Source organism: Amycolatopsis sp. cg5, assembly GCF_041346955.1.
Taxonomy (GTDB): domain Bacteria; phylum Actinomycetota; class Actinomycetes; order Mycobacteriales; family Pseudonocardiaceae; genus Amycolatopsis.
The window spans coordinates 7515850-7541340 of record NZ_CP166849.1 but is presented as its reverse complement, the minus strand read 5'-3'; the positions used below and the strand labels follow the sequence as shown (position 1 = coordinate 7541340).

Genomic DNA, 25491 nt, shown 5'->3' with positions numbered 1-25491 from the left:
TTTTACTGGGGCAACAGCTTCTTGAGCCGGTCGGCCGCGTCCTGTGCGTCGCGCACGACCCGCCCGGTGTCCACCCCGACCACCTTGCCGTCGCGCTTGAGCACGCGGCCGTCGACGAACACCCAGTCCACATTGGACGGCTGGGTGTTGAAGACCAGCTGGTTCACCCAGTCCACCTTGGGCGCGAAGTTGACCGATTGGGCGTTGATCACTTGCAGGTCCGCTTTCTTGCCCGGCGTCAGCGAGCCGACCTCGCCGTCGAGGCCGAGTGCCTCGGCGCCGCCGAGCGTGGCCATCCGCAGCACGTCCGCCGTCGTCGGGTAGACGCCGGGATCGGTCGCCGTCGCCCGCTGCAGGCCGACCGCCGCGCGCATCACGTTGAACATGTCGCTGGTGTCGTTGGTCCCGCCGTCCAGGCCGAGCCCGACCTTCATGCCGCGCTTTTTCATCTCCGGCAGCCGGATGACACCGGACGCCAGCCGCATGTTCGACAGCGGGTTGTGCGCGACGCGGACGTCGGCGGCGGCCAGCTCGTCGAGCTCGGCGTCGGTCGCCTGGATGACGTGGTTCGCCACCAGTCCCGAGTGCAGCGCGTTCGCCTTGCGCAGCGCCTCCATCTGCCCGGTCGCCGGGTCGGCCTTCGACTCGAGCAGGTGCACGTTCAGCGGCACGCCGAGCTCACGCGCGAGCTTCTCCGACGCGTCGAGGCTCGGGAAGTTCCCGGTGGACGGGTGTGTGCCGATCTCCAGGTGCGCCAACGGGTTCTTGTCGATCACCTCGCGCTTGACCCGCCGGATCTCGTCCTGCAGCGCCGCGTTCGTGGTGCCGTTGTAGGAGAACACGAACCGCAGGTTCGACTCGCCGAGCGCGCGCAGGTTGCCCTTCGCGAAGTCGGCGTTGAACGCGTGCGACCAGTCGGTCACCGTGGTGATCCCGGTCGAGATCACGTCCAGCGTCGCCAGCCTGGCGCCCGCGTAGCCGTCGGCGTCGGTCGGCTGGTTCTTGTACAGCGGCAGCACGCACTTGCCGAGCCAGCCGTTGAGTTCCTTGTCGCCTGCGCAGCCGCGGATCAGCGCCTGCCAGAGGTGATTGTGCAGGTCGACGAACCCGGGCAGGACGATCTTGCCCCGCCCGTCGACCACCTGCGCGCGGCCGGCCTCGAGGTGCTTGCCGACGGCCTTGATCTTGGTGTCCTCGATGAGCACGTCGGCGTCGGCGAGCGTGCCGAGCGGACCTTCGCCGAGCTTCGGGTCCATGGTCAGCACCATCGACGCGCCGCGGATGACGTACTTACCGCCCGGACCGCTGCCCGTTGGGGCATCGTTTCCGCTTGGTTTAGCCAGTAGGAAGGCGCCGAGAACCAGCGCCAAGGTCAAAGTGAACACGGCGAACACCGGGCTCCGCTGTTTCATGTCTAACTCCCCAGTCGGAATCAGCGTGACAAGATCACGCTAGTCCTTCAGGCGCAGCCCGGCTTCCCTTAATCCCTCTTCGACCGTGAGCCGCTCGATCTCGCGGTCGACGCCCTCGGGCAGCTCGTCGAGGCAGTGGTCGAGGTGCACGGCCGCGCAGGCCTGGATCAGGAGCGCGTCATAGGCCTGGCGTGCGCTGATCCGGCGGGCGGCCGGGGTGCCGGGACCGTAGTCCGCGAGCAGCCGGTGCACCCGGCGCAGATCGGCGGCGAGGCGCTCGACCGAAGGCTCCGGAATGCCGCGTTTGGCGCGCTTTTTCTCGATCAGGCCAGGGAGTTTGAGTACGGCCCAAGTGGCCGCGGTCGGGATGACGACCACGACCGCGTACAACGCCAGATTGGCGGCGACGGCCATGCCTCATCGTACGTCGCCGAGTCAAGACTGCCGTTCTTGTCGGTGCTGCGCGGATAATCACCGACAGGAGAAATCCACTGGGAGGAATGTACGGATGAGCGGCGAACTGACCCGCAGGAACATGCTCATAGGCACGGGGGCGGCCGCCGTCGCCGCCGGTCTCGTGAGCCCGGGAACCGCACAGGCGGAACCTGAAACCGCAAGGGAAACGACGGTCCGCGAGGGCACGAACATCAGCGTCGCCGTCTCGCCGGACGGCAAGCTGGTCGCGTTCGATCTGCTGACCGACATCTGGGTGGTGCCGATCGCGGGCGGGAAGGCGCGCAGGCTCACCGACGACTTCGCCGACGCGACGCTGCCGCAGTTCTCGCCGGACGGGCGGCGGCTGGTGTTCCAGTCCTACCGTGACGGGAACTACCACCTGTGGAGCGTCGGGGTCGACGGCTCCGGTGCCCGGCAGCACACGAAAGGCCCGTTCGACCACCGTGAGCCGCGGTTTTCGCCCGATGGCGCGTCGATCGTCTTCGCGTCGGACCGGGGCGGGAGCTATGGCGTGCACCGGCTCGCGGTGGCGTCGGGGGAGATCACCAAGCTCACCGACACCCCGGCCGAGGAGGCGACGCCCGTCTGGTCGCCGGACGGCAAGCGGGTCGCGTACACGGTCGACGACGTGGCCATCGACGTGCTGGACCTGGCGTCCGGCGTGGTCACCAGGGCTGTCGCCGCGCCGGCGGGCGCGAAGCTGTACGGGCCGTCGTTCGCGCCGGACGGCAAGCTCGCGTACGTCAGGCTGACCGGCGCCAAGCCGGAGCTCGTGGTCGGTGACCAGGTCGTCAGCGGGGACGAGGACGTGTTCGCGTTCCCCGCCGCCTGGCTTTCGGCGGACGAGTTCCTTTATCCGGCGGACGGTCGCGTCCGGCGGCGCAAGCTGACCGGCACGCCGCCGGTCGAGGTCGGGTTCGCCGCCACCGTCCCGTTCACCGCCAGGCGCAGGTACCGCCAGGCGGTCCGCGATCTCGACGACCACCGCGAGCGGCAGGCGCAAGGGATCGCGTCGCCGGTCGTCTCGCGTGACGGCTCGCAGGTCGCCTTCCGCGCGCTGAACGCGTTGTGGCTGCTCAAGATCGGTGAGCGGAAACCACGCAGGCTGCTGGCCGACGGCTACTTCAACTCCGACCCCGACTTCTCGCCCGATGGCAAGTCGCTGGTCTACGCCTCGGACAAGGCGGGCGACGCCGACCTGTGGCTGCTCGACATCGCCACCGGCGCGACGAACCGGCTCACCGGCCTGCCCGGCGCGCAGCTGACGCCGCGGTTCTCGCCGGACGGCGCCCGGATCGCCTATCAGGACCACGACGGCGCGACCTGGGTCGTCGACGTCGCTGGCGGCACGCCGAAGCAGGTCGCGCCGACGCTGTTCATGCCGGGCAGGCCGACCTGGTCCGCGGACGGCAGCACCTTGGCGCTCGCGGCGGTGAAGCCGTACTCGAAGCGCTATCGCGAGGGCACGAGCCAGATCCTGCTGGTCAACCTGCGCGCGGGCACGCTGCAGTACAGCGAGCCGATGCCGCACGCGTCGCTGTCCACGCGCGGTGACGACGGCCCGGTCTGGTCGCCAGACGGCAAGTATCTGGCGTTCGTCGTCGAGTCGACGGCGTGGATCGTGCCGGTCGACGCCACCGGCACGTTCACCGGGCAGCCGAAGCAGGTCACACACGAGGTGACCGACTCGCTCGCCTGGGTGGGCTCGAACACCTTGCTGTACTTGAACAACGGCGAGCTGCGCACCCAGTCCATCGCCGGTGGCGCGCCCGCCACGATCCCGGTCGACCTGCGCTGGCAGCGGCCGGTCGTCCGGCAGAAGCTCGTGGTCCGCGCGGGTGCGCTGTGGGACGGCAAATCGAGGGAATTGCGGCGCAACGTCGACGTCATCGTCGACGGCGACCGCATCGCGGGTGTCGTTCCCGCTGGTCCCGGGCCCGCCACGGTCGACGCTGCCACGCGCACGGTCATGCCCGGCCTCATCGACGCGCACGTCCACTGGCACCTGCGCGGCCGCCAGTGGGGAGCCAGGCAGGGCCGGCTCTGGCTCGCGTACGGCATCACCTCGACCAGGTCGCCGGGCGACCCGGCGTACCAGATGGTGGAGACCAGGGAGGCGCTCGAATCCGGCGCGCTCACCGGGCCGCGGTTCTTCGCCACCGGCGAGGCGATCGACGGCTCGCGCGTCTACTACAACTTCATGCGCCCGAACCGCTCGATCTCGTTGCTGGACAAGGAGTTCGAACGCGCGCGGAGGCTGCGGTACGACCTGATCAAGACCTACGTCCGGTTCCCCAACGAGTACCAGGCGGCCGCCGTCGCGGCCGCGCACCGCGCCGGACTGCCGCTGACCTCGCACTATCTCTATCCGGCCGCGCAATTCGGCATGGACGGGATGGAGCACTACGGCGCCACCAACCGGCTCGGCTACTCGCACACCGGCTCGCGGATCGGCCGCACGTACGGCGATGTCGTCGCGCTGTTCGCCGGGTCCGGCATGGGCATCTCGACCACGCTGTTCAACTCGGCCGTGCTCTACGGCGACGACCGTTCGCTGGTCACCGACCGGCGCACCCGCGTGCTGAACCCGTCATGGGAGTACGAGCGGCTGGTCCAGAAGGCCGACGACGCGCGGACGCCGGCGGCGGAGGCGATGCGGGCGATCCTCAAGGGCCAGGCCGAGATGATGCTGCGCATCCAGCGCGCGGGCGGCGTCGTGCTGGCCGGCACCGACGCCCCGCTCGACAACATCGCGATCTCCTTGCACACCAACCTGCGCGCGATGGTCCGCTACGGCTTCACCCCGTACGAGGCGCTGACCGCGGCCACCGCCAACCCGGCGCGCTGGCTCGGCCTGGAGGGCACGATCGGCGTGATCGCGCCGCGCGCGAAGGCGGACCTGGTGATCGTCGACGGCGACCCGCTCACCGACATCAACGCCGCCGCGGCCGTGCGCGGCGTCATGGTCGGCGGGCAGGCGCACACGGTCGACGATCTGCTGGCACCCTACGACCACCCGGCGGCGACCACCGCCCAGATCGTCCAGAGTGGACAGAAAGCGGAGTTCGCCGACGAATGGTGGCACCGTCCGGAGTGGACGGATCACGCCTGCTGCGGCGACTGACGGCGGTTCAGTACGCGATGCTGAGCAGCTTGCTCACGATCGCGCCCGCGAGAAACGCCGCGAAGCACAGTTTCGCCAGCAAGGACGGTGGCATGTGTAGGCGCATGGGGTCCCCTCCCTCGCGGAACTGCTCGGACTTGTCCGAGCATGACGGCGACGCGGGACACCGGCGACGACAGATGTCACAGAGACGCTGAGCCATTCGGGGATTCGTCGAGGTACGCGCGCAGCTTTCCGAGGCTGGGCACGACATGGCGGCGATTCACCGCGGCGATCAGTCCCTGCTCGCGCAGTGTGGTCATCGCCCGCGCGACGGAACGCCGGGTCGCGCCGACGTGGTTCGCCAGGTCCTGCTGGGTGAGCGGGATCTGGATGACCAGGCCGGCCGGTCCGGCGAGCCCGTGTTGCTCGGCCATGTGGAGCAGCGAGGCCGCGACGCGCTTGGTGACGTCGTGCACGGCGAACCAGCGCCGCATGTTCTCGGCTTCGGTGACCCGGTCGGCCATCTGCTTGACCAGCGCGATCGTGACGGTCGGACGCTCGTGCAGGCAGGCGAGGAACCGGTCGCGGGTGATGACCACCAGCTCGACCGTCTCGACGGTGTGCACGTCCGCGCCACGCGGCGAGCCGTACAGGGCGGCCAGCTCGCCGATGAGATGACCCGGCCCGCGGTGCCCGGTGAGCAGCTCGGAGCCCGCGGCGTTCGACGACGAGATCCTGACCCAGCCCTCGGTGATCAGCAGCAGATGCTCGGTCGGATCACCCTGGCGCAGCAGCAGTTCGTCGCTCGGATGACGGCGTCGCGGGCCGAGGCCGAGCAGGAAGCCCTGGTCCTCTGGCGAGAGATAGGTGAACAGGGATCCCGCCGCCGGTTCCAGTAGACCCCCCATCCTCCCCATGCTACGGACAACCGGCCAGCATAGGGTCGCCCTGTGTGCGCTCACATACTCGTCGCGGAAGACGACGAGAAGCAGGCTGAGGTCGTGCGGCTCTACCTCCAGGAGGAGGGCCACACGGTGGTCGTCGCCGGTGACGGGCGGTCGGCGCTCGACGAGGCCAGACGGCAGCGGCCGGACCTGGTGGTGCTCGACGTGATGATGCCGGGCGGGGTCGACGGGCTCGAGGTGTGCCGGACGTTGCGCGCCGAGTCCGACGTGCCGGTGCTGATGCTCACCGCGCGGTCCACAGAGGACGATCTGCTGCTCGGCCTCGACCTGGGCGCCGACGACTACATGACCAAGCCGTACAGCCCGCGCGAGCTGATGGCGCGGGTGCGGACGCTGCTGCGGCGCACCAAGCAGAACGGCGACGCGGACGCCGGGGTGCTGCGCGTCGGGCCGCTGCGGATCGACCCGGTGCGGCACGAGGTGTCCGTCGACGGCCGGGTCGTCGACTGCACGCCGGGTGAGTTCCAGATCCTCGAAGTGCTGGCGAAACAACCCGGCCGGGTGTTCACCCGCCAGCAGCTGCTGGACCTGACGCGCGGGTTCGACCAGTTCATCACCACCCGCATCATCGACGTGCACATGATGAACCTGCGCAAGAAGATCGAGGCCGACCCGCGCAGGCCCGCGCACCTGCTGACCGTGTTCGGCGTCGGCTACAAACTGATCGCCGACCGTGGCTAAGGTCCCCTGGCGCAAGCGTTTGCTGACGCGGCTGCTGGCCGTGTCGGTGCTCATCGCCATCGGCTCGATCGCCGCGACCGCGTGGCTCGCCGTGCAGACCACCACCAAGGCGATCGAGCAGGAAAAGGGCCAAGCGCTCTCCGACGACGCGACCGTCTACACCGAGCTGCTCGGCCGGGCGGCCGGGTCACCCAGCTGGGGCGGGGTCGGGCCGCTGCTGCACGACCTCGCGTCGCGGACCGGGCGCCGGATCATCCTGACCGGCGAGGACCGGGCGCCGATCGCCGACTCCGGCGGCGCGCCGATCCTGCTGCCCGCGCAGGCGTCGGCCGTGATCGATCCGCTGCGTGCCGACCCGATCCTGGTGCCCGAAGCCGGGACCAGCGGCATCGACCCGCGCGCGGTCGGGCCGTTCCGGCTGACCGACGAGGAGCGGAACCAGCTGGACGCGGTCGTCGCGAAGCAGATCGAGTGCCTGCGCGGGTTCAGGATCACCGCGACGCCGCGGTCAGCGCCGAACGGCAAGCCGTCCATCGACTTCAACGGATTCCCGCTGACGGCGGCGTCGAAATGCGGCCTGTTCGGCAACGACGTGCTGACGGGGACCGAAGAGCAGGCGCTGAGCCAGCTCACCGGCCTGGTCAACACCTGTATGCAACGGCAGGGCCTGCAGCCGGTGAAGCTGGATCTGACGTTCACGGCGCTCGGCGTGATCAGCGATCCGCAGGCGGCGCGCGCGTGCGTCGAGGCAGGCCGCCGCGAACAGCTGCGCACCTTCGTCGCGCCGCCCGCGCTGCTGTTCGTGACCAGCGAGAGCGGGCAGCCGTCGAACCCGTTCAACCTGTCCAAGGCCAACACCACGCGGATCATCGCGGTGACCGTCGGCGTGCTCGGGCTGACCGTGCTGATCACCGTGCTGCTCGCGACCAGGGTTTCCCGGCCGCTGCGCACACTGACCGAGGCGGTGCGGCGCAACCGGCCCGCGCCGGTCACCACCCGCGACGAGATCGGGTACCTCGCGACGGCGTTCAACGACCTGTCCGAGCGGCGCAAGATCATGGTCAGCGACATCGCGCACGAGCTGCGCAACCCGTTGACCGCCATCCAGGGCAGGCTGGAGGCGGCCGAGGACGGGATCATCCCGCTCGACCGCGCGCTGACCACCTCGCTGCTCGAAGAAACCCAGCTGCTGCACCACATCGTCGAAGATCTCCAGGACCTGGCGGCGGCCGACGCGGGCAGTCTCCGGCTGCATCCGGAGCCGGTGCACCTGAGCGATCTGCTGGACCAGGTCGTCGAGGCCTATCGCGACCGTGCTGCCGCCGCCGGCGTCGCACTCGCCGTCGAGACCGAGGGCGACCCCGAGATCCTCGCGGATCCCGTGCGGCTGCGGCAGATCATGGGCAACCTGGTCAGCAACGCGATCCGGCACACCCCCGGCGGGACCGTGTCCGTGCGGGCCCGCTCGGCCGACGGCGAGTGCGTGATCGAGGTGGCCGACACCGGCGCGGGCATCAGCCCCGCCGACCTGCCCCAGGTGTTCGACCGCTTCTGGCGCGCGGAAAAGTCACGCTCCCGCCAGACCGGCGGCAGCGGACTCGGCCTCGCGATCGTCCGTCAGCTCACCGAAGCCCACAACGGCACCGTCTCGGTGACCAGCACGCTCGGCGAAGGCACCACCTTCACGGTGCGCCTGCCCCACCCAGACCCGGGATAAAGCGGGCTTTACTCCCCGATGTTTAGCGGGCTTTATCCCCGGGAGTAAAGCCCGCTTTATCCCGGGGCTTCGTCAAGACAGGTGCGTGCTGAACCAGTCGAGCATGTCGGCGTCGGCGTCCGCCCAGCTCTCGCGGTCGGTCGGCGAGTGACCGCCGGACACCCGGATCAGCTTGACGGTCCGGCCGAGATCACGCAGCCGGTCGTGCAGCTGCTCGGAGCCCTCGATGCTCACGCGGGTGTCTTCGACGCCGTGTACCAGCAGCAACGGCGCGCGGATGTTGGCGGCGTGGTTCAACGGGCTGCGCGCGGCGAGGCGGGCGGCGTCCGCCGGATCGCCGGGGTCGCCGATCCAGCCCGCGGCGCGGCGACGCCAGGTCGGCGGCATGGACTGCACGTCCAGCACCAGGTCGGACGGGCCGCACACGGCGACACCCGCGCGCCACAGATGCGGCAGCCTGCTCACGCAGCTGAGCGCGGCGAAACCACCGTACGACGCGCCGTAGACGCCGAGCCGGGAGCCGTCGACCCAGTCGAGGCCACGCAGGAACGTCGCGGCGGCACCGAAATCGGCGAGATCGCCGCCACCCCAGTCGCGGTAGATCAGGCGCTGGTAGGCGATGCCCCTGCCGTTGGAACCACGCATGTTCGGCGCCAGCACGGCGATGCCGCGGCGCAGGAGTTCCTGGATCATCGGGTCGTAGACCGGCAGCGCGCGGGCCTCGGGTCCGCCGTGGATGTGCAGCACCGCGGGCACCGGGCCGGTCCGGCGCGGCGGCCGGTACAGCAGCCCGGACACTTCGAGGCCGTCGGAACTGGTGAACCACACGGTCTCCGGGGAGACCGCGCCCTGGGGGAGGCGGTCGCCGCAGTTGGTCAGGCGCTTGGTCTCGGCCGTCGCCGGGTCGACCAGCCAGAGTTCGGCGGGCCGGTCCGCGTTGCCGACCTGCAGGAGCAGCCGGTCGCCCGCGAAGCGCGGGACGTAGCCGTCGAAGCCGAACTCCTCCGCGCAGATGCCCGGCGAGAGGCCGTCGAGATCGGTCACCTCGTGCGTTTCCGGGTCCAGCATGCGCAGGATGGTGCGCTGGTCCTCGGTGATCGCCCAGACGATCTTGGCGCCGACGCTGATCGACTCGACGTCGGCGTAGGGCGTGTCGAGCCACTGCACCGGCTTGCCGGGCACCAGCAGCGCGGCGCCGAGGAAGCTGCGGCCTTCGGTGGTGCAGAGGTAGATGCCGTCCTCGGTCCAGCCGCCCGGCAGGTACTTCGCGGGCCCGTCATGCGGGGTGAGGTGGCGGACCTCCCCGGACTCCAGATCGCAGGCGAAGAGGTCCTGTTCGGTGTTCTGGTGCAGCTTGATGACGAGCAGCTGCCGCGAATCCGGCGAGAAGCAGACCGGGAGATAGCGGTCGTCGGCCTCCAGCACGAGCCGGGATTCGCCGGTCGCGAGGTCACGCACGTAGACGTCGAAACAGCTTGAGTCGCGGGCGTTGCTGGCGAAGGCGAGCAGCTTGCCGTCCGGGCTGTACGGCTCGCTCGCGCTGCCGTAGGGCACGCCGATCTCGTGGCGGACGTTCGGCGTGTCGGCGAGCCATTCGACGGCGCCGGTGCCGGGGTCGACCTCGGCGAGCCGGTAGTGCTCGGTGCCGGTCAGATCGGTCTGGACGAGCAGGCGGCTGCCGTCCGGCCGCCAGGCGAGACGGAGTACGGCGCCGTCGATCGGAAGGAGGCGGTAGTCGCCCGCCCAGGTCCGGATCCACGGCTGTGGCTTGCCGGAAGCGTCGCTGACGTAAGCGAAACCGTCCTCGCGGGGCCAGGCACCGGTGAGCGTGTCGTAGTCGTTGAGGTTCATCTGCGTTCCCCGAGTGCCAGCTGGATCGCGGCCGCGGCGACGATGCCCCGGCGGAACCAGCCGAGGTCCAGGTTCTCGTCGGGCGCGTGGTTGGACTCGTCGACGTTCGCGAACGGGATGCCGTAGCAGGGCACGCCGAGTTCGTCGGTGAGCACCGCGATCGGCAGGCTGCCGCCGAGCGCGGGCACGAGCAACGGCTGCTCGCCGAGTCCCCGCTCGGCCGCTTCGAGAATCGTTGCGGTGTAAGGGGTTTCGGGCAGGGTGCGAGACGGGCTCATCGCGCCGCCGGGGATGAACTCGATGCCGGGCGCATGCCGTTCGACGTGCTTGCGGATCGCTTCGGTCACCTGCGTCGGCGTCTGGCCGCCGACGAGCCTGGTCTCGCAGCGGGCGATCGCGACGTCGGGGATCACCGTGCGGTGGTCGCCGGAATCGGCGCAGCTGAGCGAGTTGATGGTGAGCGTCGGCGCGGTGAGGCGTTCGTAGAAGCCGAGCTCGGCGGGCGGCTCCATGTGCCGGGTGCCGATGCCCGCGAGCGCTCCGGCCACGTCGAGCGGGAGATCCGCGAGCGCCTTCCACTCGCCTTCGGTGAGCGGGGCGACGGAGTCGGCGAACCCGGGGATGAGCACGGAACCGTCGGCCGAGCGCATGCTCGCGAGCAGCTGGATCAACGCCCACGCCGGGTTCGGCGCGACGCCGCCCCAGTTGCCGGAGTGCAGCGGCCGGTTCGCGCCGTACGCGCGGAGTTCGAAGGTCAGGATCCCGCGCACGCCGAGCACCACGCAGGCGCGCCCGGAGTCGTGCACCGGGCCGTCGCTCCAGATCGCGAGGTCGGGCACGTCGAGCTGGCTGACGGCCTTCGCGAGGTTCGGGCTGCCGATCTCCTCCTCGCCGTCGAGCAGAACGGTGACCCGGCACGGAAAGCCGCCGGTCAACTCCTTGAGCGCCCTGAGCCCGAGCAGCTGCGCGAAGTGCTGGCCCTTGTTGTCGCCGGTGCCGCGGCCGAACATCCGGCCGTCGCGGATCGACGGTTCGAACGCCGGCGTCGTCCACTTCTCTTCGGGACCGGCGGGCTGGACGTCGTAGTGGCCGTAGATGAGGACGTGCGGCGCGCCCGGCGGGCCTTCGGCGGTGCCGACGAGCGCGGGCAGGCCGCCGGTCTCGACCTGGCGGGCTTCGAGTCCGGCGTTGCGCAGCAAGGCGAGGCCGTGTTCGGCGGCGTCGGCCATGCCGAGACCGGTCCGGCTCACGCTCGGCTGCGCTATCCACGCGGCCAGCTCGCTGACCAGGTCTTCGTCGTGCTCCTCGACCCAGGCACGGACTTGCTCGACGGTCACCGGGGGCCTCCACGACTGATTGCACGAAATGAAATCGATAGCAGCAAATCAAATTCGTGGGATGATCGCAAGGTAGTGTTCGGCACGTGGAGGCCATCGCGACGACCGAAGAACTCAAGGCTCTGGGCCACCCGATCCGCTGGCGGATCCTGCGCCTGTGCCTGGACCGGGCGCTGACCAACCAGGAGCTCTCCGCGCGGCTGGAGCTATCGCCCGCGACCACGCTGCGGCACGTCCGCGCGCTGGTCAAGACGGGTTTCCTGGCCGCGGAAGAGGTACGCACCGGCGAGCGCGGCGCGCTGGAGCGGCCGTATCGCGCGACCCAGCGCACCTGGGGACTGAGCATTCTCGACGCCGACGAACCGGGGCTGTCCCAGCAGGTCGACCTCGCCATGCTGGGCGCGCACCGCGCCGAGGTGGTCGCGGCGGGCCCGGACGCCGGACGGGGCGTCAGCCGCGGTGTGCTGCGACTGCGCCCCGAGCGGGTCGACGACCTCAACCGCCGCATCCGCGAGGTGATCGCGGAGTTCGCCGACGACACCGACGGCGAGCCGTTGAGCTACCTCTGGTCCCTCGCGTCCCGCCCCAAAGACCTCTGAGGACCGGGATAAAGCGGGCTTTACTCCCGGGGATAAAGCCCGCTAAACATCGGGGAGTAAAGCCTGCTTTATCCCGGGTTGGCGCGGGAGTCCATGTCTTTCCATTGGGGGAGCAGGCCGGGGATGACCGTGGCGACCAGGTACAGACCGCCCGCGGTGACGAGGGCGGGTGCCAGGCCGAAGGTGACGATGGCGACGCCTGCCAGGCCGCCGCCGAGCGGCATTCCGGCCCAGGACAACGACTCCGCGAGTGAGCCGACGCGGCCGAGCAGGTCGCGGGGGATCCGCTCGACGAAGATGGCGTTGAGGATCGGGTTGATGAAGCCCGAGCCGAAACCACCCAGCACGCCGATGCCGATGACCACCCAGATCGGCGCGCCCAGTGCCATCACGACGAAGCGTGGCACGCCGGCGAGCACGAATCCGGCCAGGTAGACGAGCCTGCGGGGCAGGCGTTCGCCGAAGACCGCCGCGAGTGCCGCGGCGACGGCGGCCGTCACCGCGAAGGCCGAGCCGATGAGCCCGAGTTCGGCGGGGCCATAGCCACTGTCGTGGATCCACACCGGCAGCAGCACCGCGCTGTACGCCGTGTCGATCAGGTTGGTGATGCTCAGCATCGCGACCATGGCCCGCATCAACGGTTCCCTCGACAGGAACCGCCAGCCCGCCAGCAGTTGGCGAAGGTACGGTCCATCGTCCTCTGTGGACTCCGGGAGCGAGTGGCGTGGCGCCCAGATCGCGATGCCCAAGGCGCACAGCAGGAACGAGGCCGCGTCCAGGATCAGCGCGTTGGGTGCGCCGATCGCGCCGATGACCACGCCGGCCAGCGCCGGGGTGACGATCATCGCGATGCGCTCGGTCGTGCTGATCAGGCCGGTGACGCGTTCCAGCGACACCCCGGTCGCGTCCGCGATGTCCGGCGCGAGCGTGCCCTTCGACGTGTCACCGGGACCCCGCGCGACGCCCGCGACGGCGACCAAGCCCAGCAGCAACGGGAAACTGAGCAGGCCGAGGCCGTGCAGCAGCGGGATCAGCAGCACCGTGCCCGCGCTGGCGATGTCGGCCATGATGCTGACCTTGCGCGCGCCGACCCGGTCGATGATCGGGCCGCCGAGCGCCTTGGCGATGACCATCGGCGTCAGCTCGAACGCGACCACGAGGCCGGTCTTCGCCGCCGAGCCGGTGGTGGTCAGCACCAGCCAGGGGATCGCGATCGCGCTGAGCCGGGTGCCCGCGACCGAGATCGCGTTGGCGACGAGCATCGCGACCAGGGTGTGCCGCCGGGCCGGTGCCCGTTCGATGACGCTCATGACTTGATCCGGACGGGCATGGTGCTGATCCCGGCGACGAAGTTCGACCGGGTGTGGCCGACCGGCCCGTCGAGCTCGATGTGCTCGACCGTCTCGAGGAACTCGGTGAACAGCGCACGCAGCGCCATCCTGGCGAGATGCGCGCCGAGGCAGTAGTGCGGGCCGAACCCGAACGTGATGTGCCGGTTGGGCGTGCGCCGGATGTCGAAGCGGAACGGGTACTCGAACACCTCGGGGTCGCGGTTCGCGGAACCGACCCAGACCGCGACCGGCTCACCGGCGTTGACCACGCCACCGCTCAGCTCGATGTCGTCGACGGCGTGCCGGAGGAAGCTGTTCGCCGGTGACGTCCAGCGCAGCCCCTCCTCGACCAGCGAGTCCACCAGCGACGGGTCCCGGCGGGCGGCTTCGAGCTGCTCGGGGTGATCGAGCAGCGCCAGCACGGTCCCGGTGAACGCGTGCGGCGTCGTCGCGTTGGCGCCGAGCAGCAGGCTGTAGCAGTTGTAGACGATCTCGGCCTCGATCAGCGGCGCGCCGTCGGCGTCCATTGTGGACAGGATGTCGAGCAGCGAGTCGTCGCCGAGCGGCCGTTCCTTGGCCTGGGTGGCGAAATACGAGAACAGCTCGTGGTGCGCGATGGCGAGCGTCGCGCCCCGGCTGCCGATGCGGAACGCCGGGTCGTCCGGTGCGGCGGCCATCGAGGTCCACTGCACCAGGTCGGTCCAGTCGGCCTCGGGCAGGCCCATCAGCGCGCCGGTGAACGTCATCGGGAACTCGAACGCGGTCTTCGCGAGGTCGCCGTCGGTGGTTTCGATGACGCGCCTGGCCGCCGCGCGGACGCGGTCGGCCGAGGCGGCGAGCGCACGCGGGGTCATCGCCTTCTGCAACGGCCGCCGCAGCGCGGTGTGCCGGGGCGCGTCCGTGGAGACGAGCATCTGGCCCGCCGCCGCGTCACCGTGGCCGAGCTGTTCGAGCAGGCTGCCGCGTTCGGAGGTGAACGCCTTCGAGTCGCCGAGCACCTTGCAGGCGTCGGCGTACCTGGTCACCGAAGCGAACGAGCGGCCGTCTTTGAGCGTCTGCCGGTGCAGCGGCGCGGTTTCGCGCATGACCGTCCAGATCGGGTGCGGGTCGCCGTCCGAGTACAGCGTCGGGTCGAACAAGTCCACTGTGGACAAGTCGACATCGCGTGGGGTGCTGGTGATCCTCATGCCGCCGCCTCCTCTTGGGTGACGGCCTCGGCCATGCCCGCCGGCGTTGGGTTGAGGTAGAACGTGCGCGGCGAGACCTCGACACCGAACTCGCGGTGCAGGTCGGCGATGATCCGCACGCCGAGCAGCGAATGCCCGCCCAGCTCGAAGAAGTCGTCGTCGGCGCCGATCCCGGTGATGCCGAGGTGGTCCGACCACAGCTCGACGACCGTCTTCTCGGCCGGGGTGGATGGTTCGCGGTAGTCGCACATCAGGTCGGGACGGCCGGTGCCGATCTTCGCTTCGAGCGCCTTGGTGTCGACCTTGCCGTTGACGGTCAGCGGCAGCGCGTCGACCACGGTCACCAGCGACGGCACCGCGTACGACGGCAGCGTCTCGCCGAGTGTGCGGCGCAGGTCCAAAAGGGACAGCTCGCTCGCGAGCACCACCGCGGCCTGGATGCTCTTGCCGCCGGGGGTGTCCTTGATCAGCAGGCAGTGCTGGGCGACTTCGGGTATCGCGGCGACGGCGGCTTCGATCTCGCCGAGTTCGATCCGGAAGCCGCGGATCTTGACCTGGCGGTCCGCACGGCCGACGAACTCGATTTCCGGTCCATTGTGGACGAGGTCGCCGGTGCGGTACATCCGCGTGCCGCCGGGCGCGGGCAGGAACTTCTCGGCGGTCAGCGCGGGGCGGCCGAGGTAGCCGTGCGCGAGGCCGTCTCCAGAGGTGAACAGCTCGCCGGTGTCCGACGGTTCGAGGTGCTCGTCGAGCACGGTCACCGTGGTGCCGTTGATGGCTCGGCCGATGGGAATCGGGCCGTCCGCCGCGGTGATCCGGTGGCAGCAGGTGAAAGTCGTGTTCTCAGTCGGGCCGTAACCGTTGACCAGCACCGTTTCAGGCAGTGCTTCGAGTGCCTTGGCGACGTGCGGCGTGGACAGCACGTCGCCGCCCGCGAGCAGGTAGCGCAGGCCTTTGAGGTCGTCCAAGCCGAAGTCGACGACCTGGTGGAACAACCCGGCCGTCAGCCAGAGCACGGTGACCCCGGACTCGCGGATGTGCGTGGTCAGCGAGCTGAGCGAGAGGTCGCCCGCGGGCGGGATGACCAGTTGCGCGCCGCTCAGCAGCGCGCCCCAGATCTCCAGCGTCGACGCGTCGAACGCGATCGGCGCGAGCTGGAGGAACACGTCGTCCGGGGTGATGTCGACGAAATCGGGTTCGATGACGAGCCGCGTGACGCCGCGGTGCGGGACCATCACGCCCTTGGGCTTGCCGGTCGAACCCGAGGTGTACGCGACGTAGGCGAGGTCTTCGCCGTCGGTGTGTACGGCCGCTTCGCCGGGCAGGAGTTTGCCGACCTCGGTGATCACGACGTCGACTCCGGCGTCGCTCAGCATGAACTTGACGCGCTCGTCGGGATAGCGGGTGTCCAGCGCGAGATAGGCCGCGCCCGCCTGGAGGATGCCCAGCAGCGCGACGATCGCGTCGGCTGACCGTCGCATGTGGACACCGATGACGTCGCCGCGCCGCACACCCTCGCGCACGAGAGACGCCGCCATCCGGTTCGCCCGGTCGGCCAGCTCGGCATAGGTCAGCGTGCTCTCGCCGTCGCGAACGGCTGTGCGGTCAGGGAATTCCGCCGCCTTCGCGCGGAAACGGTCGACAATGGACATCAGGTCCTCCACGTGCTCGGCGGTGCCTGCAAGGCCGTCTCGCCGTCGTCGAAACGGAATTCGTAGGTCAGGTGCGCGATCGCCTCGTCCAGCGCGGCGAACATCGCCACGTGATCCTCGGTGTCACCGCACAGCAGATGCATCTGCGTGGTCATCACGCCGCCGTCGAGCCGCTGCCCTGGGCGGATCAGCGGCCGGTAGCCGGTGATGCCCTTGACGCGGCGCGCGGCCTTGACGCCATGCGTCGCGACCAGCTCGCACGGGTCGGTCGGCCCGGCGCCCCAGTACTGGAAGTGCACCCGGATCGGGTCGACCGGCTCGGACCAGGCGTGCTCGCCGAGCGCCAGCAGCCCGCCGATCCGCACCAGGTCGAGGCCGGCCGCGCGTCGGCTCAGCTCGTTGATGTACCCGCCGAGCCTGCCGTTGACCTCGATGATCCTCGGCCCGTCCGCGGTCATCTTGACCTCGGTGTGCGCGACGCCGAAGTCGACGCCGAGCGCACGCAGCGCGCGCGTCACCAGTTCGCACACCCCGGCCAGCTCGTCGGACGGCAGGTCTGCGGGCCAGATGTGGCCGAGTTCGCGGAACGGCGGCATCTGCGGGAACTTGCCGGTGACCGCGACATGCGTGATGGCGTCGGGGGAGCACAGGCTTTCGACCGAGACGTAGTCGCCGTACGGCAGGCTCGGCCTGCCCTGGATGAACTCCTCGAGCACCATCCCGCCGGGCAAGGTCTCGGCCAGTTTCCGGGCCGTTTCGGCGTCCGGCACGTGGTAGGTGTCGCGGCTTCCCCCGCCGTACAAGGGTTTCACGATCGCGGGATAGCCGATCGCCTTGGTCGCCGCCGGCCAGTCCGCGGGAGTGTCGATCACGTGCTGGCGTACCGAATCGACCCCGGCTTCCGCCAGACGGCGGCGCTGGGCGAGCTTGTCGGTCAGCATGTGGGTCGTTTCGAGGCGATGCCCCGGCAGGCCGAGCGCGGTCGTGAGTCTCGACGTGTCACGCAGCATCGACTCGCTGAACGTCATGATCCCGTCGGGGGACAGGGCTTTGACGCGGTCGATGTCCTCGTCGCCGCCGGTCAGCGGGACGACCGTGCCGAGCTCTTCGAGCACCGGCTTGACCCAGGCGGTGTAGTCGGAGGCGGGGAGCAGGAACGCGAGCGGAGTGTCGGCGGCCAGCGCCGTCGCGACCTCGGCGCCCGACGCCGCGCCGCGCTCGTACGCGATGGCTAACACGGCGACACCACCGACCGCAGCGCGGATTCGAGCGCGAGCAGGTAGGCGTCGACCAGCTTGCCGTCGATGAACTCGGGGTCGTAGGCGATGACGATGCCGGTGCCGAGATCAGGCGAGTCGATCATGACGTCGACGCCGAGCGCGAAGCTCGCCTTGTCGTAGGCCCACCACGAGTCGGCTTCGAGCTTGATCCCGTCGAGATCGCGGTAGGAATGGAAGTGGGTGAAGTTGAACGACACGTCGAACGCGGGGCGGCCGAGCGCCTGCTCGATCTCCGATACCGGGAAACGCCTGTGCGCCAACAGGTTCTGCTCGGACGTCCAGGCCTGATGCGCGCGGTCGGCCCAGGTGCCCGCGGTTGTGCGCAGGCGCAGCGGGACGGTGTTGAGGAACAGGCCGACGAGGTGATCCGAGCCCGGCAGCTCCGGCCTGCCGTTGACGACCAGACCGGTCACGACATCGTGGTGACGGCCCGTCGCCTGCGCGAGCGCGTAACCGTGCACCGCGAGGAAGAGGCTCTTCAGCGGAACACCGATCTCCTCGGCCGCCTTGCGCAGCCGATCGAGCTTGACCAGCGGCAAACGGCGGGTCTGGGTCGGGTCCGGCGCCGCGTCGATCGGCCGGTCGGGCAGGAGAAGGGGCGGCACGTCGGCCTCGGCCTTCCAGAACCCGGCCGCTTCCGCGGACTCGATGGCCTGGCGTTCGAGCGCGACGAACTTCCGGTAGCCGTCGGCCGGGACGGGCGGGAGCACAGCCTCGGTATTGGTGAGCTCGGCGTCGTAGAAGGTCAGGAGTTCGACGAGCAGGCGGGCGAAGCTCCAGCCGTCGATGATCGCGTGGTGGATCGCGAAGGTGAGCCGGAACGAGTCGGGCAGCGCGACCACGTGGCATCGGAACGCGGGCGCGGAGTCCCAGTCGATCCCGGTGGCCAAATGCTTGTCACGCCAGGCTTTCACCAGCTCGTCAGCCGACTTCTCGTCGCCGATCTGGACTTCGACGGGCGGCTCGGCGTCCTGCCAGATGAGGTGCGTCGCGGTCGAGAAGCTGGCCAGGTCGAACGAGCTGCGCAGCGCCGGGTGTCGGCGCATCAGGTTGCTGACGGCCGACCGGAACTTGGCCTGGTCGAAGCGCGCCTTGACCCGCATGCCGATGAGATCGTTGTAGAGGCTCGGGTCGCCGGCCAGCTCACAGAGGTAGATGAGGCCGACCTGCAGCGACGACGCCGGATACGCGTCGGCGATGTTCTGGGGCAGCAGCTTGCGATCTGCTTCGGTGAGCCCGTCGAACTCGGGGTGTTCCGCTTCGGGCTCGGCCTTTTCGAGCAACGGCACCAGCTCGCCGATGGTCGCGGCGGTCAGCAAGTCACGCAGGCCCAGCTTGACGCCCCGTTCCTTGGCGTCGGCGATCACACCGAGCGCGATGACGGAGTCGCCGCCGGCGGCGTAGAAGTCGTCCTCGAGCGTGATGTCCTCGTCGTCCAGGCGCGTGCGCAGGATGTCGAGCAGGATGTCTTCGGGTGCGGTCAAGGCGGTGCTCACCTTCTCGGCGACGAATCGTGGATGTTCCTGCGCGGCGAAATGCCCGCCCCGCAGTACGTGGATCTCGCAGCGCCCGGTGGTCCGCAGCCGCCACGCGGCCAGCCCGTCCAGCGGGACCTCAGGGTCCTGGTCCCCGCCAATGGCGAGGATCGGGACCTCCAGCCGGTCATAAGTCGGGCGGTAGTTCCGCACCAGCCGCATGTCATTGCGCATGACGTCCAGCACGATCTCGCGCATCTCGGGGTGCTCGAGGATCTCCGGCGCCGTGCCACCGAGCTTGACGATTTCGTCGAGCAGCTCCTCATCGCTCTCCTGGACATGCGCGACCCGGTTGTGCCGAAAGTCCCCGAAGTAGCTGGACACGACGAGCAGCTCGGGCGCCGGCTTGCCGTTCCTCGCCAGCCACGCCGTCAGTTCGGCGGCGAGCAGCGCGCCCATGCTGTGCCCCATGAGCGCGAAAGGCTTGTCCAGCAAGGGTTCCAGGCCGGTCCCGATGAGTTCGACGAGCTTCGCCACGTCATCGACGGGGTTCGTGTTCGCGAGGTGCTCGCGGCCGGGCAGCTGCACGGGCTGCAGATCGACCTCGGGGCGAAGATCCTTCGCGAGGCTCCGGTACGCCGACGCCCCGCCCCCCGCGTGCGGCAGGCAGAACACCGGCGGCCGGTCACCCCGCCCCGCCCAGAACGGCAGCAGTTCCATACGCCCTCCAACCTTCGATACCGCCACGATTCCCGGCCCGCCCTGGCCCAGCAATCGGCCCGGCGACGGTTCTGGCGGCCCGCCTCCTCCTCGGGTAGGAGAAATCCCTTTGCGGCTTCGGCCGGCTCGCGGTCGCTCGAGCCGCCCTGGGTCCGTTGGGGTCGTGAGTGGTACGGCCGGTTCTAACCCAATGCCACGTAGCTTAAGTTGATCTTGTTTGTGGTGGTGGGTTTGCGGCGTGGCGGTGTGGGTTGTCTGGGGCGGGCTGGTCTGATCGTCGGTTATGAGTTCAGGTGTGACGGCCAGCCCGGATCAGGTGTCGCTGGGTGTGCTGGTGGCGGCGGTGGATCGGGATGTGATCGACGCCGCGATCGCGGCGTGCGGGGTGGGGGCGAAGCGGTCGGATGGGAAGCTGCCGCCGCGTGTGGTGGCGGTGCTGACGATGGCGATGTGCTTGTTCCCCGACGATGATTATGAGGAGGTCGCGACGAAGGTGACCGGGTCGTTGTCGCGGTTCGGGTGCTGGGATGCGTCCTGGTCGGTGCCGACGGCCAGTGGGATCACTCAGGCTCGTAAACGGTTGGGGCCGGTGGTGATGGAGCAGGTGTTCGAGGGTGTCGCGCAGGCGGTGGCGACCTCGGACACGCGTGGCGCGTGGTTGCGGGGGTGGCGGTTGCTGGCGATCGACGGGTTCGAGGTCGACCTGCCCGACACCGCGGGCAATGTGGAGAGTTCGGGTATGCCGGATCGGGCAAGCACCGCTCGGCCTTTCCGAAAGCGCGGGTGGTGGCGCTGGCCGAATGCGGCACGCACGCGTTCCTCGCCGCTCGCGTCGGCGCCTATGCGACGGGGAGCAAACCTTGGCGCAGGAGCTCTATCCGCGTCTGCTTGCTGATGAGCTGCTGACCGCGGACCGGAATTTCTATAGCTGGGACGCGTGGGACAGCGCCTCACGCACGGGTGCGGCGTTGTTGTGGCGGGCACCGGCGAACCTGGCGTTGCCGGTGGTGCGGGTTCTGTCCGACGGGTCTTATCTCACGGTTCTGATCAACCCGAAGGTCCGCGGAGCGGGCCGTCGTCGTCAGATTCTCGACGCTGCGATGGCCGGGGACCAGATCCACCCCGAGGAGGCACACCTGGTCCGGGTCGTGGAATACGACATCCCCGACCGCGTGGGCAACGGCACCGGTGAGCTGATCGTGCTGCTCACGAACATCACCGACTCCGACGACGCGGCCGCCGAGGAACTCGCCGCGGCTTATCACCAGCGCTGGGAGGAGGAAACCGCCAATGACCAGCTCAAAACCCATCTTCGAGGGCCGGGCAAGATCCTGCGATCGAGGCTTCCGGAGCTGGTGCATCAGGAGATCTGGGCGTGGCTGACCGTCCATTACGCCCTGAGTGTCCTGATCGCCCGCGCGGCCGAGGCCGCAGATCTCGACCCCGACCGGATCAGCTACAGCCGTGTCCTGCGTATCGCCCGTCGTTCCGCCACCGGCACGGCGGGTTTTTCCCCCTCCGGACTGGACTGACGCACTACCCACGATCCTGGCCGACATCACCGGCAAACCCCTCCCGCCCCGCCGACACCGAACATGCCCACGCGCGGTCAAACGGTTACGCCACAACGCATACCGCGCCAAGAAACGCACCGAACCAGCCAGCACCCGCCACCCCAGCCCACCCACGATCAGGCTACGCGGACTCACCCGCGCAGCCTGATCAACTCAAGCTACGTGGCATTGGGTTCTAACCGGCGAAAACACTCACGACCCCCTTCTCGGCTGCCTCGTGCGTGTCCGGTCGTGGTCGGGGGTGGGTGAGGGCCTAGTTCGCTCGGATCCGTGGGGTGGGGGCCTAGTGCGACCGTATGTGTGGGTGAGGGAGGCCCTGACCCACTCGGCTCGGGTGAAGTAGGCCCTCACCCGAGCCGACCGTGGATGAAGGCTCCCCTCATACCTGGGCCTTGTACCTGGGTGAGTGCGGTTTGCGTCGTCCAACACCGCAAGCCGCACTCACCCCGCCCTGAACGATCCTGAGTCACCAGCCACCCCGGCCACGGCCGAGCACACCAGACACGCCACCTTTGAATTTCCGCTCAATAACCGTTGGGAACACTCACGACTACGGCCCGGCCGGGGCTTGCAGGTCGGCCTGCTCTGGGGCGATGGTCGCGGCCGAGGCTCTATTCAGGCTCGGGTGTGCATGGTGTTGCGGCGAGGCGCTCGGGCCGGGTCGATGAACGCCGGTGGAATGAATTCCGGGTGGTTGTCGGTGGCGATGCGGACGTCCCATTGGCTGTGGTGGATCAGTCGGTGGTGTCGGCTGCAGAGTAGGACGAGGTTGTCGATTTTCGTTTCGCCGTGGTGTGCCCAGAAAATGATGTGATGGGCGGTGCATTGCTGTGGCGGGGCATCGCAGCCGGGGAAGGTGCAGCCTCTGTCGCGGATGGCCAGTGCTCGTCGTTGTGCTGGGGTGGCGAGGCGTTGTTCGCGGCCGACATCTAAGGGTTGGCCGTCGGCGCCGAGGGTGACGGGGATGACTTTGCAGTCACACGCCATGCGGCGGGTCTCGGCCGCGCTGATGTCGCCGACCAAGTCCAGTCGGCCCTGCCCGATCCCGGACCGCAGTTCGTCGAGGCTGATGGTGACCACGACATGCACACTGTCCCCGGCCTGAGAAGGGATTTCCGGGTTGGGCATGCCCATCTGGACGAATTCGGTGAACGCGTCTCCCCACCGTTGCCACTGCGAGCGAGTATCACGGCCTTCCTCTTCGGTCGCGGGGCGGGGTTTGGCGAGGGGGTCGAGTAGTGCTTTCAACCGGGCGATGGTGTCCGCGTCGGTCTTCACTTTCAGCCCGTGGGTGCCGTCGCGGTGGGTCACGAACTCCAGCTCCCGCCGCGGCGCCACCGGATCGGGATCTTTCGGCTCCCGCCCATCAGGATCAAGCCGATCCCGCAGATTGACGGCGGCTTTGGTGATCTCCCTCGGACCAGCCGTACGAGCCAGATCGACCAGGATGTGTTCCCCGGTCTCTCGGTCCTCTGTCGACACCGACGCGGGTAGTCCGGCCAACGCGGTGATGATCGGATCCAGCTGTGCTGGACCCAGATCACCCCTCAACGCCGCCGCCGCGGCATAAGGCGCCAACGCAGGAATCCGCATGCCACCATCCTGGCGGGGGTTGAGGGCGCGAGCGCGTTCCACGCGGGCTTTCGCCTCCGCGGGTTTGATCTGGACCCAGTCCACCAGCATCTGCGCCACCGTCGCATAGCCGGACACATCCCGCACACCACGCGATTCAACCTCGGCCAGGATCTGACCCTGCTCCGCGTCTAAACGGCGTTTCTCCCTCTCCCGCGCTACGTACGCCATCAGCAGCGCGTCATCCTCGAGACGCCACCACTCGGGTAGCGCTTGGAGGTCAGGGGGTTCTGTGCTGATCACATACTCCACCTTACTCGCGTTAAGGGGCGCATGCCACTAGCCACTCAACCTTTCTGTTTCCCTTGCCGCACAACCACTCCCGAGGCAAGCCGACCCGGAAACCTGGGCAGGCAGTAGAGCCCGGCCGCGGAAATCCGGCGAGCCCAGGCCTCAAGCGAGCCAAGGTGCCCTCGGTCCGTATGGATATTTCCGCAGTGACCCCAGAACCCGCCCGGCCCAGGCAGCGGATCGGACGGCACGCGTACCTGGAGGGACGGCACGCGTACCCAGACGGACGGCACGGCGTCGGCGCGAGCCGTGGACGGCACGGTGTCTCCGCCGCTGGGAGGAGGTGGGGGGTGAAAACCGTCGCGGGGCCGATTGGCGAACCGGGGGTGTGGGGCGAGTCTTGGGGCATCGATCGGACATGGAGGAAACGGATTGCCATGGGAGTCAAGAAATTTCCCGCCGATGTCGGCGTGTATGAACTGAGCGAGGACGAGCGGGTCGCGATCGACGGGCTGGTCGATGAGGTCCGGGCCACCTATGCGTCGGCGGATGATCCTGAATTCCTGTTCCGGGCCAACACCTTGGCCGCGAACCTGCCCTCCGGTCTCGTCGAATTCCTTCGGGAGTTCCAGCTGTGTGAACGCAATGCCGGCGTCGTGGTCCGTGGGTTCCGTGTCGACGACGAGGGGATCGGGGCGACGCCGTCGCACTGGTCCGCGCAGGACGACCCCGGGAGCACGGTTCGCGAGGAGACGTTCTTCGTGCTCTGTGCTTCTTTGCTGGGTGAGCCGTTCGGGTGGTCGACGTTGCAGGCGGGCAGGCTCATCCATGATGTGCTGCCGGTCAAGGGGGAGGAGTTCGCGCAGAGCGGGCATGGGAGCACGGCGAACCTGGAGTGGCACACCGAGGACGGCTTCCATCCTTACCGGTGTGACTACCTGTGCCTGATGGCGATGCGCAATCACACGAAGGTGCCGACCACCTTCGCCAGCGCGGCGGCCATCACGCTGCCCAGGGAGGTCGCGGACATCCTGTTCGAGTCGCGGTTCCTGATCCGGCCGGACGACGAGCATCTGCGCGTCAAGAGCATGAACAGCGTCAGTGACATCGCCGAGCACACCAAGCCGTCACCGGTGCTCTTCGGTGACCGGGACAAGCCGTACTTCCGGATCGACCCCTACTACATGGACGCCGTCGAGGGTGACTCCGACGCGAGCCGCGCGCTCAAGTCCGTGATCGTCGCGCTGGACGAGGTGCTCGACGATCTGATCCTGGAGTCGGGTGAGATCGGGTTCATCGACAACTACCGCGCCGTGCACGGCCGACGCCCGTTCGTCGCCAGTCACGACGGTACCGACCGCTGGCTCAAGAAGGTCCTGGTCACCCGGGATCTGCGTAAGTCGCGGCAGATCCGCAGCAGCTCGCAGTCGCGGGTGCTCGCGTGATCCCCCAGGCGGCGAACCGGCCGTTCCTGCTTCGCGATCCCGAGCACTTCAAGGTCGCCTTCGAGATCAATCCCTGGATGTCCACAAAGGACCAGCCGGACCCGGACAAGACCCGGCAGGAGTGGAACGATCTCGCGCTGAACCTGATGAAGGCTGGCGGGACAGTCCACAGTGCACCGTCCGATCCGGACTGGCCGGACATGGTGTTCCCGACGGACACCGCGATCGTCAGCGGCGGGAAGTTCCTCATCTCGCGGTTCAGCACCATGGACCGGCACGGCGAAGCCCGGCACGGCGCGGACTGGTTGTCGCGCAACGGATGGACCGAGATCCCCAGCGACGACTGGCCCGAAGGCGCCTACCTCGAAGGCGGTGACGTGCTCGCGTTCGGCGACAAGCTGCTCGGCGGCTACGGCGTCCGCTCCACGCGCGAAGCGCACAAGGGCCTCGCGAAAGCGTTCGGACGCGAGGTCGTGCCGGTCAAGCTCGTCGACCCGCGGTTCTATCACCTGGACATGTCGGTCTGCCCACTCGACGACCGGCGCGCGATCGTCTCGCCGGACGCCTGGGACGAGGCCAGCCGCGAGCGGTTGCACGACCTGATCGAGGAGCCGCTGGTCGTCAGCGTCGAAGAGGCGATGACGTTCTGCGTCAACTCGGTGGTCATCGGCAAGACCATCGTGATGTCCGACTGCCCGGCCAGGGTCGGCAAGCAGCTCGAAGCGTGGGGTTTCGAGCTGCTGATCTCCCCGGTCGGCGAGTTCATCAAGGCGGGCGGCGGGATCCGGTGCATGACCCTCGACCTCGACCTCTGTGGCGAAAACCCTAAGGAGCTTTGAA

General features: G+C 68.9%; 17 protein-coding genes and 1 pseudogene. 7 read left to right on the top strand and 11 right to left on the bottom strand.

Annotated features, from left to right (window positions below; translation table 11 throughout):
- Positions 1-2: 2 nt before the first annotated feature.
- Both AB5J62_RS33990 and AB5J62_RS33985 read right to left on the bottom strand, forming a co-directional pair.
- The gene (locus tag AB5J62_RS33990; RefSeq protein WP_370944097.1) at positions 3-1412 is read right to left on the bottom strand and encodes an amidohydrolase family protein; all 1410 of its coding nucleotides are present in this window, start codon (positions 1410-1412) and stop codon (positions 3-5) included.
- A 39-nt stretch (positions 1413-1451) separates the two neighbouring features.
- Entirely contained in the window at positions 1452-1826 is a 375-nt protein-coding gene (locus tag AB5J62_RS33985; RefSeq protein WP_370944096.1) for a hypothetical protein, read from the bottom strand.
- Positions 1827-1920: 94 nt separating this feature from the next.
- Here AB5J62_RS33985 and AB5J62_RS33980 point away from each other — a divergent pair, with 94 nt between their 5' ends.
- Entirely contained in the window at positions 1921-4992 is a 3072-nt protein-coding gene (locus tag AB5J62_RS33980; protein WP_370944095.1) for an amidohydrolase family protein, read from the top strand.
- Positions 4993-5174: 182 nt separating this feature from the next.
- Here the strand turns inward: AB5J62_RS33980 and AB5J62_RS33975 are convergent, their stop codons facing one another.
- A complete protein-coding gene (locus tag AB5J62_RS33975; RefSeq protein WP_370944094.1) occupies positions 5175-5882 on the bottom strand; it encodes a Crp/Fnr family transcriptional regulator in 708 nt (235 codons plus the stop codon).
- A 42-nt stretch (positions 5883-5924) separates the two neighbouring features.
- Between AB5J62_RS33975 and AB5J62_RS33970 the strand changes: the two genes are divergently transcribed.
- Both AB5J62_RS33970 and AB5J62_RS33965 read left to right on the top strand, forming a co-directional pair.
- Positions 5925-6620 (top strand): response regulator transcription factor, encoded by a 696-nt coding sequence (locus tag AB5J62_RS33970; protein ID WP_370944093.1) that lies wholly within the window; start codon positions 5925-5927, stop codon positions 6618-6620.
- Complete coding sequence (locus tag AB5J62_RS33965; RefSeq protein WP_370944092.1) at positions 6613-8337, top strand: sensor histidine kinase; 1725 nt, start codon at positions 6613-6615, stop codon at positions 8335-8337. The genes AB5J62_RS33970 and AB5J62_RS33965 overlap by 8 nt, the downstream gene beginning before the upstream one ends.
- A gap of 72 nt (positions 8338-8409) precedes the next feature.
- On the opposite strand, the gene AB5J62_RS33960 is transcribed toward AB5J62_RS33965, so the two are convergent.
- Together AB5J62_RS33960 and AB5J62_RS33955 are read right to left on the bottom strand one after the other, a co-directional pair.
- A complete protein-coding gene (locus AB5J62_RS33960; RefSeq protein ID WP_370944091.1) occupies positions 8410-10188 on the bottom strand; it encodes an alpha/beta fold hydrolase in 1779 nt (592 codons plus the stop codon).
- The gene (locus tag AB5J62_RS33955) at positions 10185-11525 is read right to left on the bottom strand and encodes a M20/M25/M40 family metallo-hydrolase (RefSeq protein WP_370944090.1); all 1341 of its coding nucleotides are present in this window, start codon (positions 11523-11525) and stop codon (positions 10185-10187) included. The genes AB5J62_RS33960 and AB5J62_RS33955 overlap by 4 nt, the downstream gene beginning before the upstream one ends.
- Before the next feature lie 86 nt (positions 11526-11611).
- Between AB5J62_RS33955 and AB5J62_RS33950 the strand changes: the two genes are divergently transcribed.
- Positions 11612-12124 carry an ArsR/SmtB family transcription factor gene (locus AB5J62_RS33950; RefSeq protein WP_370944089.1) on the top strand — a complete coding sequence of 171 codons (513 nt, stop codon included), beginning with the start codon at positions 11612-11614 and terminating at the stop codon, positions 12122-12124.
- A 68-nt stretch (positions 12125-12192) separates the two neighbouring features.
- Here AB5J62_RS33950 and AB5J62_RS33945 read toward each other — a convergent pair whose 3' ends face one another.
- Genes AB5J62_RS33945 through AB5J62_RS33925 form a run of 5 tightly spaced genes read right to left on the bottom strand, consistent with a single transcriptional unit; the run spans position 12193 to position 19769 of the window.
- Positions 12193-13434, bottom strand: coding sequence for an MFS transporter (locus AB5J62_RS33945; RefSeq protein WP_370944088.1), 1242 nt, complete (start codon positions 13432-13434; stop codon positions 12193-12195).
- Positions 13431-14642 (bottom strand): cytochrome P450, encoded by a 1212-nt coding sequence (locus AB5J62_RS33940; RefSeq protein WP_370944087.1) that lies wholly within the window; start codon positions 14640-14642, stop codon positions 13431-13433. The genes AB5J62_RS33945 and AB5J62_RS33940 overlap by 4 nt, the downstream gene beginning before the upstream one ends.
- Positions 14639-16294 carry an AMP-binding protein gene (locus tag AB5J62_RS33935; protein ID WP_370944086.1) on the bottom strand — a complete coding sequence of 552 codons (1656 nt, stop codon included), beginning with the start codon at positions 16292-16294 and terminating at the stop codon, positions 14639-14641. The genes AB5J62_RS33940 and AB5J62_RS33935 overlap by 4 nt, the downstream gene beginning before the upstream one ends.
- Positions 16294-17532, bottom strand: coding sequence for an acetyl-CoA carboxylase biotin carboxylase subunit family protein (locus AB5J62_RS33930; protein WP_370944085.1), 1239 nt, complete (start codon positions 17530-17532; stop codon positions 16294-16296). Before AB5J62_RS33930 ends, AB5J62_RS33935 begins: the two co-directional genes overlap by 1 nt.
- Positions 17526-19769 (bottom strand): alpha/beta fold hydrolase, encoded by a 2244-nt coding sequence (locus AB5J62_RS33925; RefSeq protein ID WP_370944084.1) that lies wholly within the window; start codon positions 19767-19769, stop codon positions 17526-17528. The genes AB5J62_RS33930 and AB5J62_RS33925 overlap by 7 nt, the downstream gene beginning before the upstream one ends.
- A 283-nt stretch (positions 19770-20052) precedes the next feature.
- On the opposite strand from AB5J62_RS33925, the pseudogene AB5J62_RS33920 reads away from it, so the two are divergent.
- Positions 20053-21301, top strand: a pseudogene (locus tag AB5J62_RS33920) (IS4 family transposase).
- A gap of 657 nt (positions 21302-21958) precedes the next feature.
- On the opposite strand, the gene AB5J62_RS33915 reads toward AB5J62_RS33920, so the two are convergent.
- Entirely contained in the window at positions 21959-23218 is a 1260-nt protein-coding gene (locus AB5J62_RS33915) for a DUF222 domain-containing protein (RefSeq protein WP_370944083.1), read from the bottom strand.
- 425 nt (positions 23219-23643) lie between these two features.
- Here AB5J62_RS33915 and gntD point away from each other — a divergent pair, with 425 nt between their 5' ends.
- Positions 23644-24651, top strand: a complete 1008-nt coding sequence (gene gntD, locus AB5J62_RS33910) for a guanitoxin biosynthesis L-enduracididine beta-hydroxylase GntD (protein WP_370944082.1) — start codon at positions 23644-23646, stop codon at positions 24649-24651.
- Positions 24648-25490, top strand: coding sequence for a dimethylarginine dimethylaminohydrolase family protein (locus AB5J62_RS33905; RefSeq protein WP_370944081.1), 843 nt, complete (start codon positions 24648-24650; stop codon positions 25488-25490). Before gntD ends, AB5J62_RS33905 begins: the two co-directional genes overlap by 4 nt.
- Position 25491 lies beyond the last annotated feature (1 nt).

Excerpts from the sequence above, each read along its gene's own strand:
- AB5J62_RS33990 (WP_370944097.1), bottom strand. The coding sequence starts at position 1,412 with ATGAAACAGCGGAGCCCGGTGTTCGCCGTGTTCACTTTGACCTTGGCG.
- AB5J62_RS33985 (WP_370944096.1), bottom strand. The coding sequence starts at position 1,826 with ATGGCCGTCGCCGCCAATCTGGCGTTGTACGCGGTCGTGGTCGTCATC.
- AB5J62_RS33980 (WP_370944095.1), top strand. The coding sequence starts at position 1,921 with ATGAGCGGCGAACTGACCCGCAGGAACATGCTCATAGGCACGGGGGCG.
- AB5J62_RS33975 (WP_370944094.1), bottom strand. The coding sequence starts at position 5,882 with ATGGGGGGTCTACTGGAACCGGCGGCGGGATCCCTGTTCACCTATCTC.
- AB5J62_RS33960 (WP_370944091.1), bottom strand. The coding sequence starts at position 10,188 with ATGAACCTCAACGACTACGACACGCTCACCGGTGCCTGGCCCCGCGAG.
- AB5J62_RS33945 (WP_370944088.1), bottom strand. The coding sequence starts at position 13,434 with ATGAGCGTCATCGAACGGGCACCGGCCCGGCGGCACACCCTGGTCGCG.
- AB5J62_RS33940 (WP_370944087.1), bottom strand. The coding sequence starts at position 14,642 with ATGAGGATCACCAGCACCCCACGCGATGTCGACTTGTCCACAGTGGAC.
- AB5J62_RS33935 (WP_370944086.1), bottom strand. The coding sequence starts at position 16,294 with ATGTCCATTGTCGACCGTTTCCGCGCGAAGGCGGCGGAATTCCCTGAC.
- AB5J62_RS33925 (WP_370944084.1), bottom strand. The coding sequence starts at position 19,769 with ATGGAACTGCTGCCGTTCTGGGCGGGGCGGGGTGACCGGCCGCCGGTG.
- gntD (WP_370944082.1), top strand. The coding sequence starts at position 23,644 with ATGGGAGTCAAGAAATTTCCCGCCGATGTCGGCGTGTATGAACTGAGC.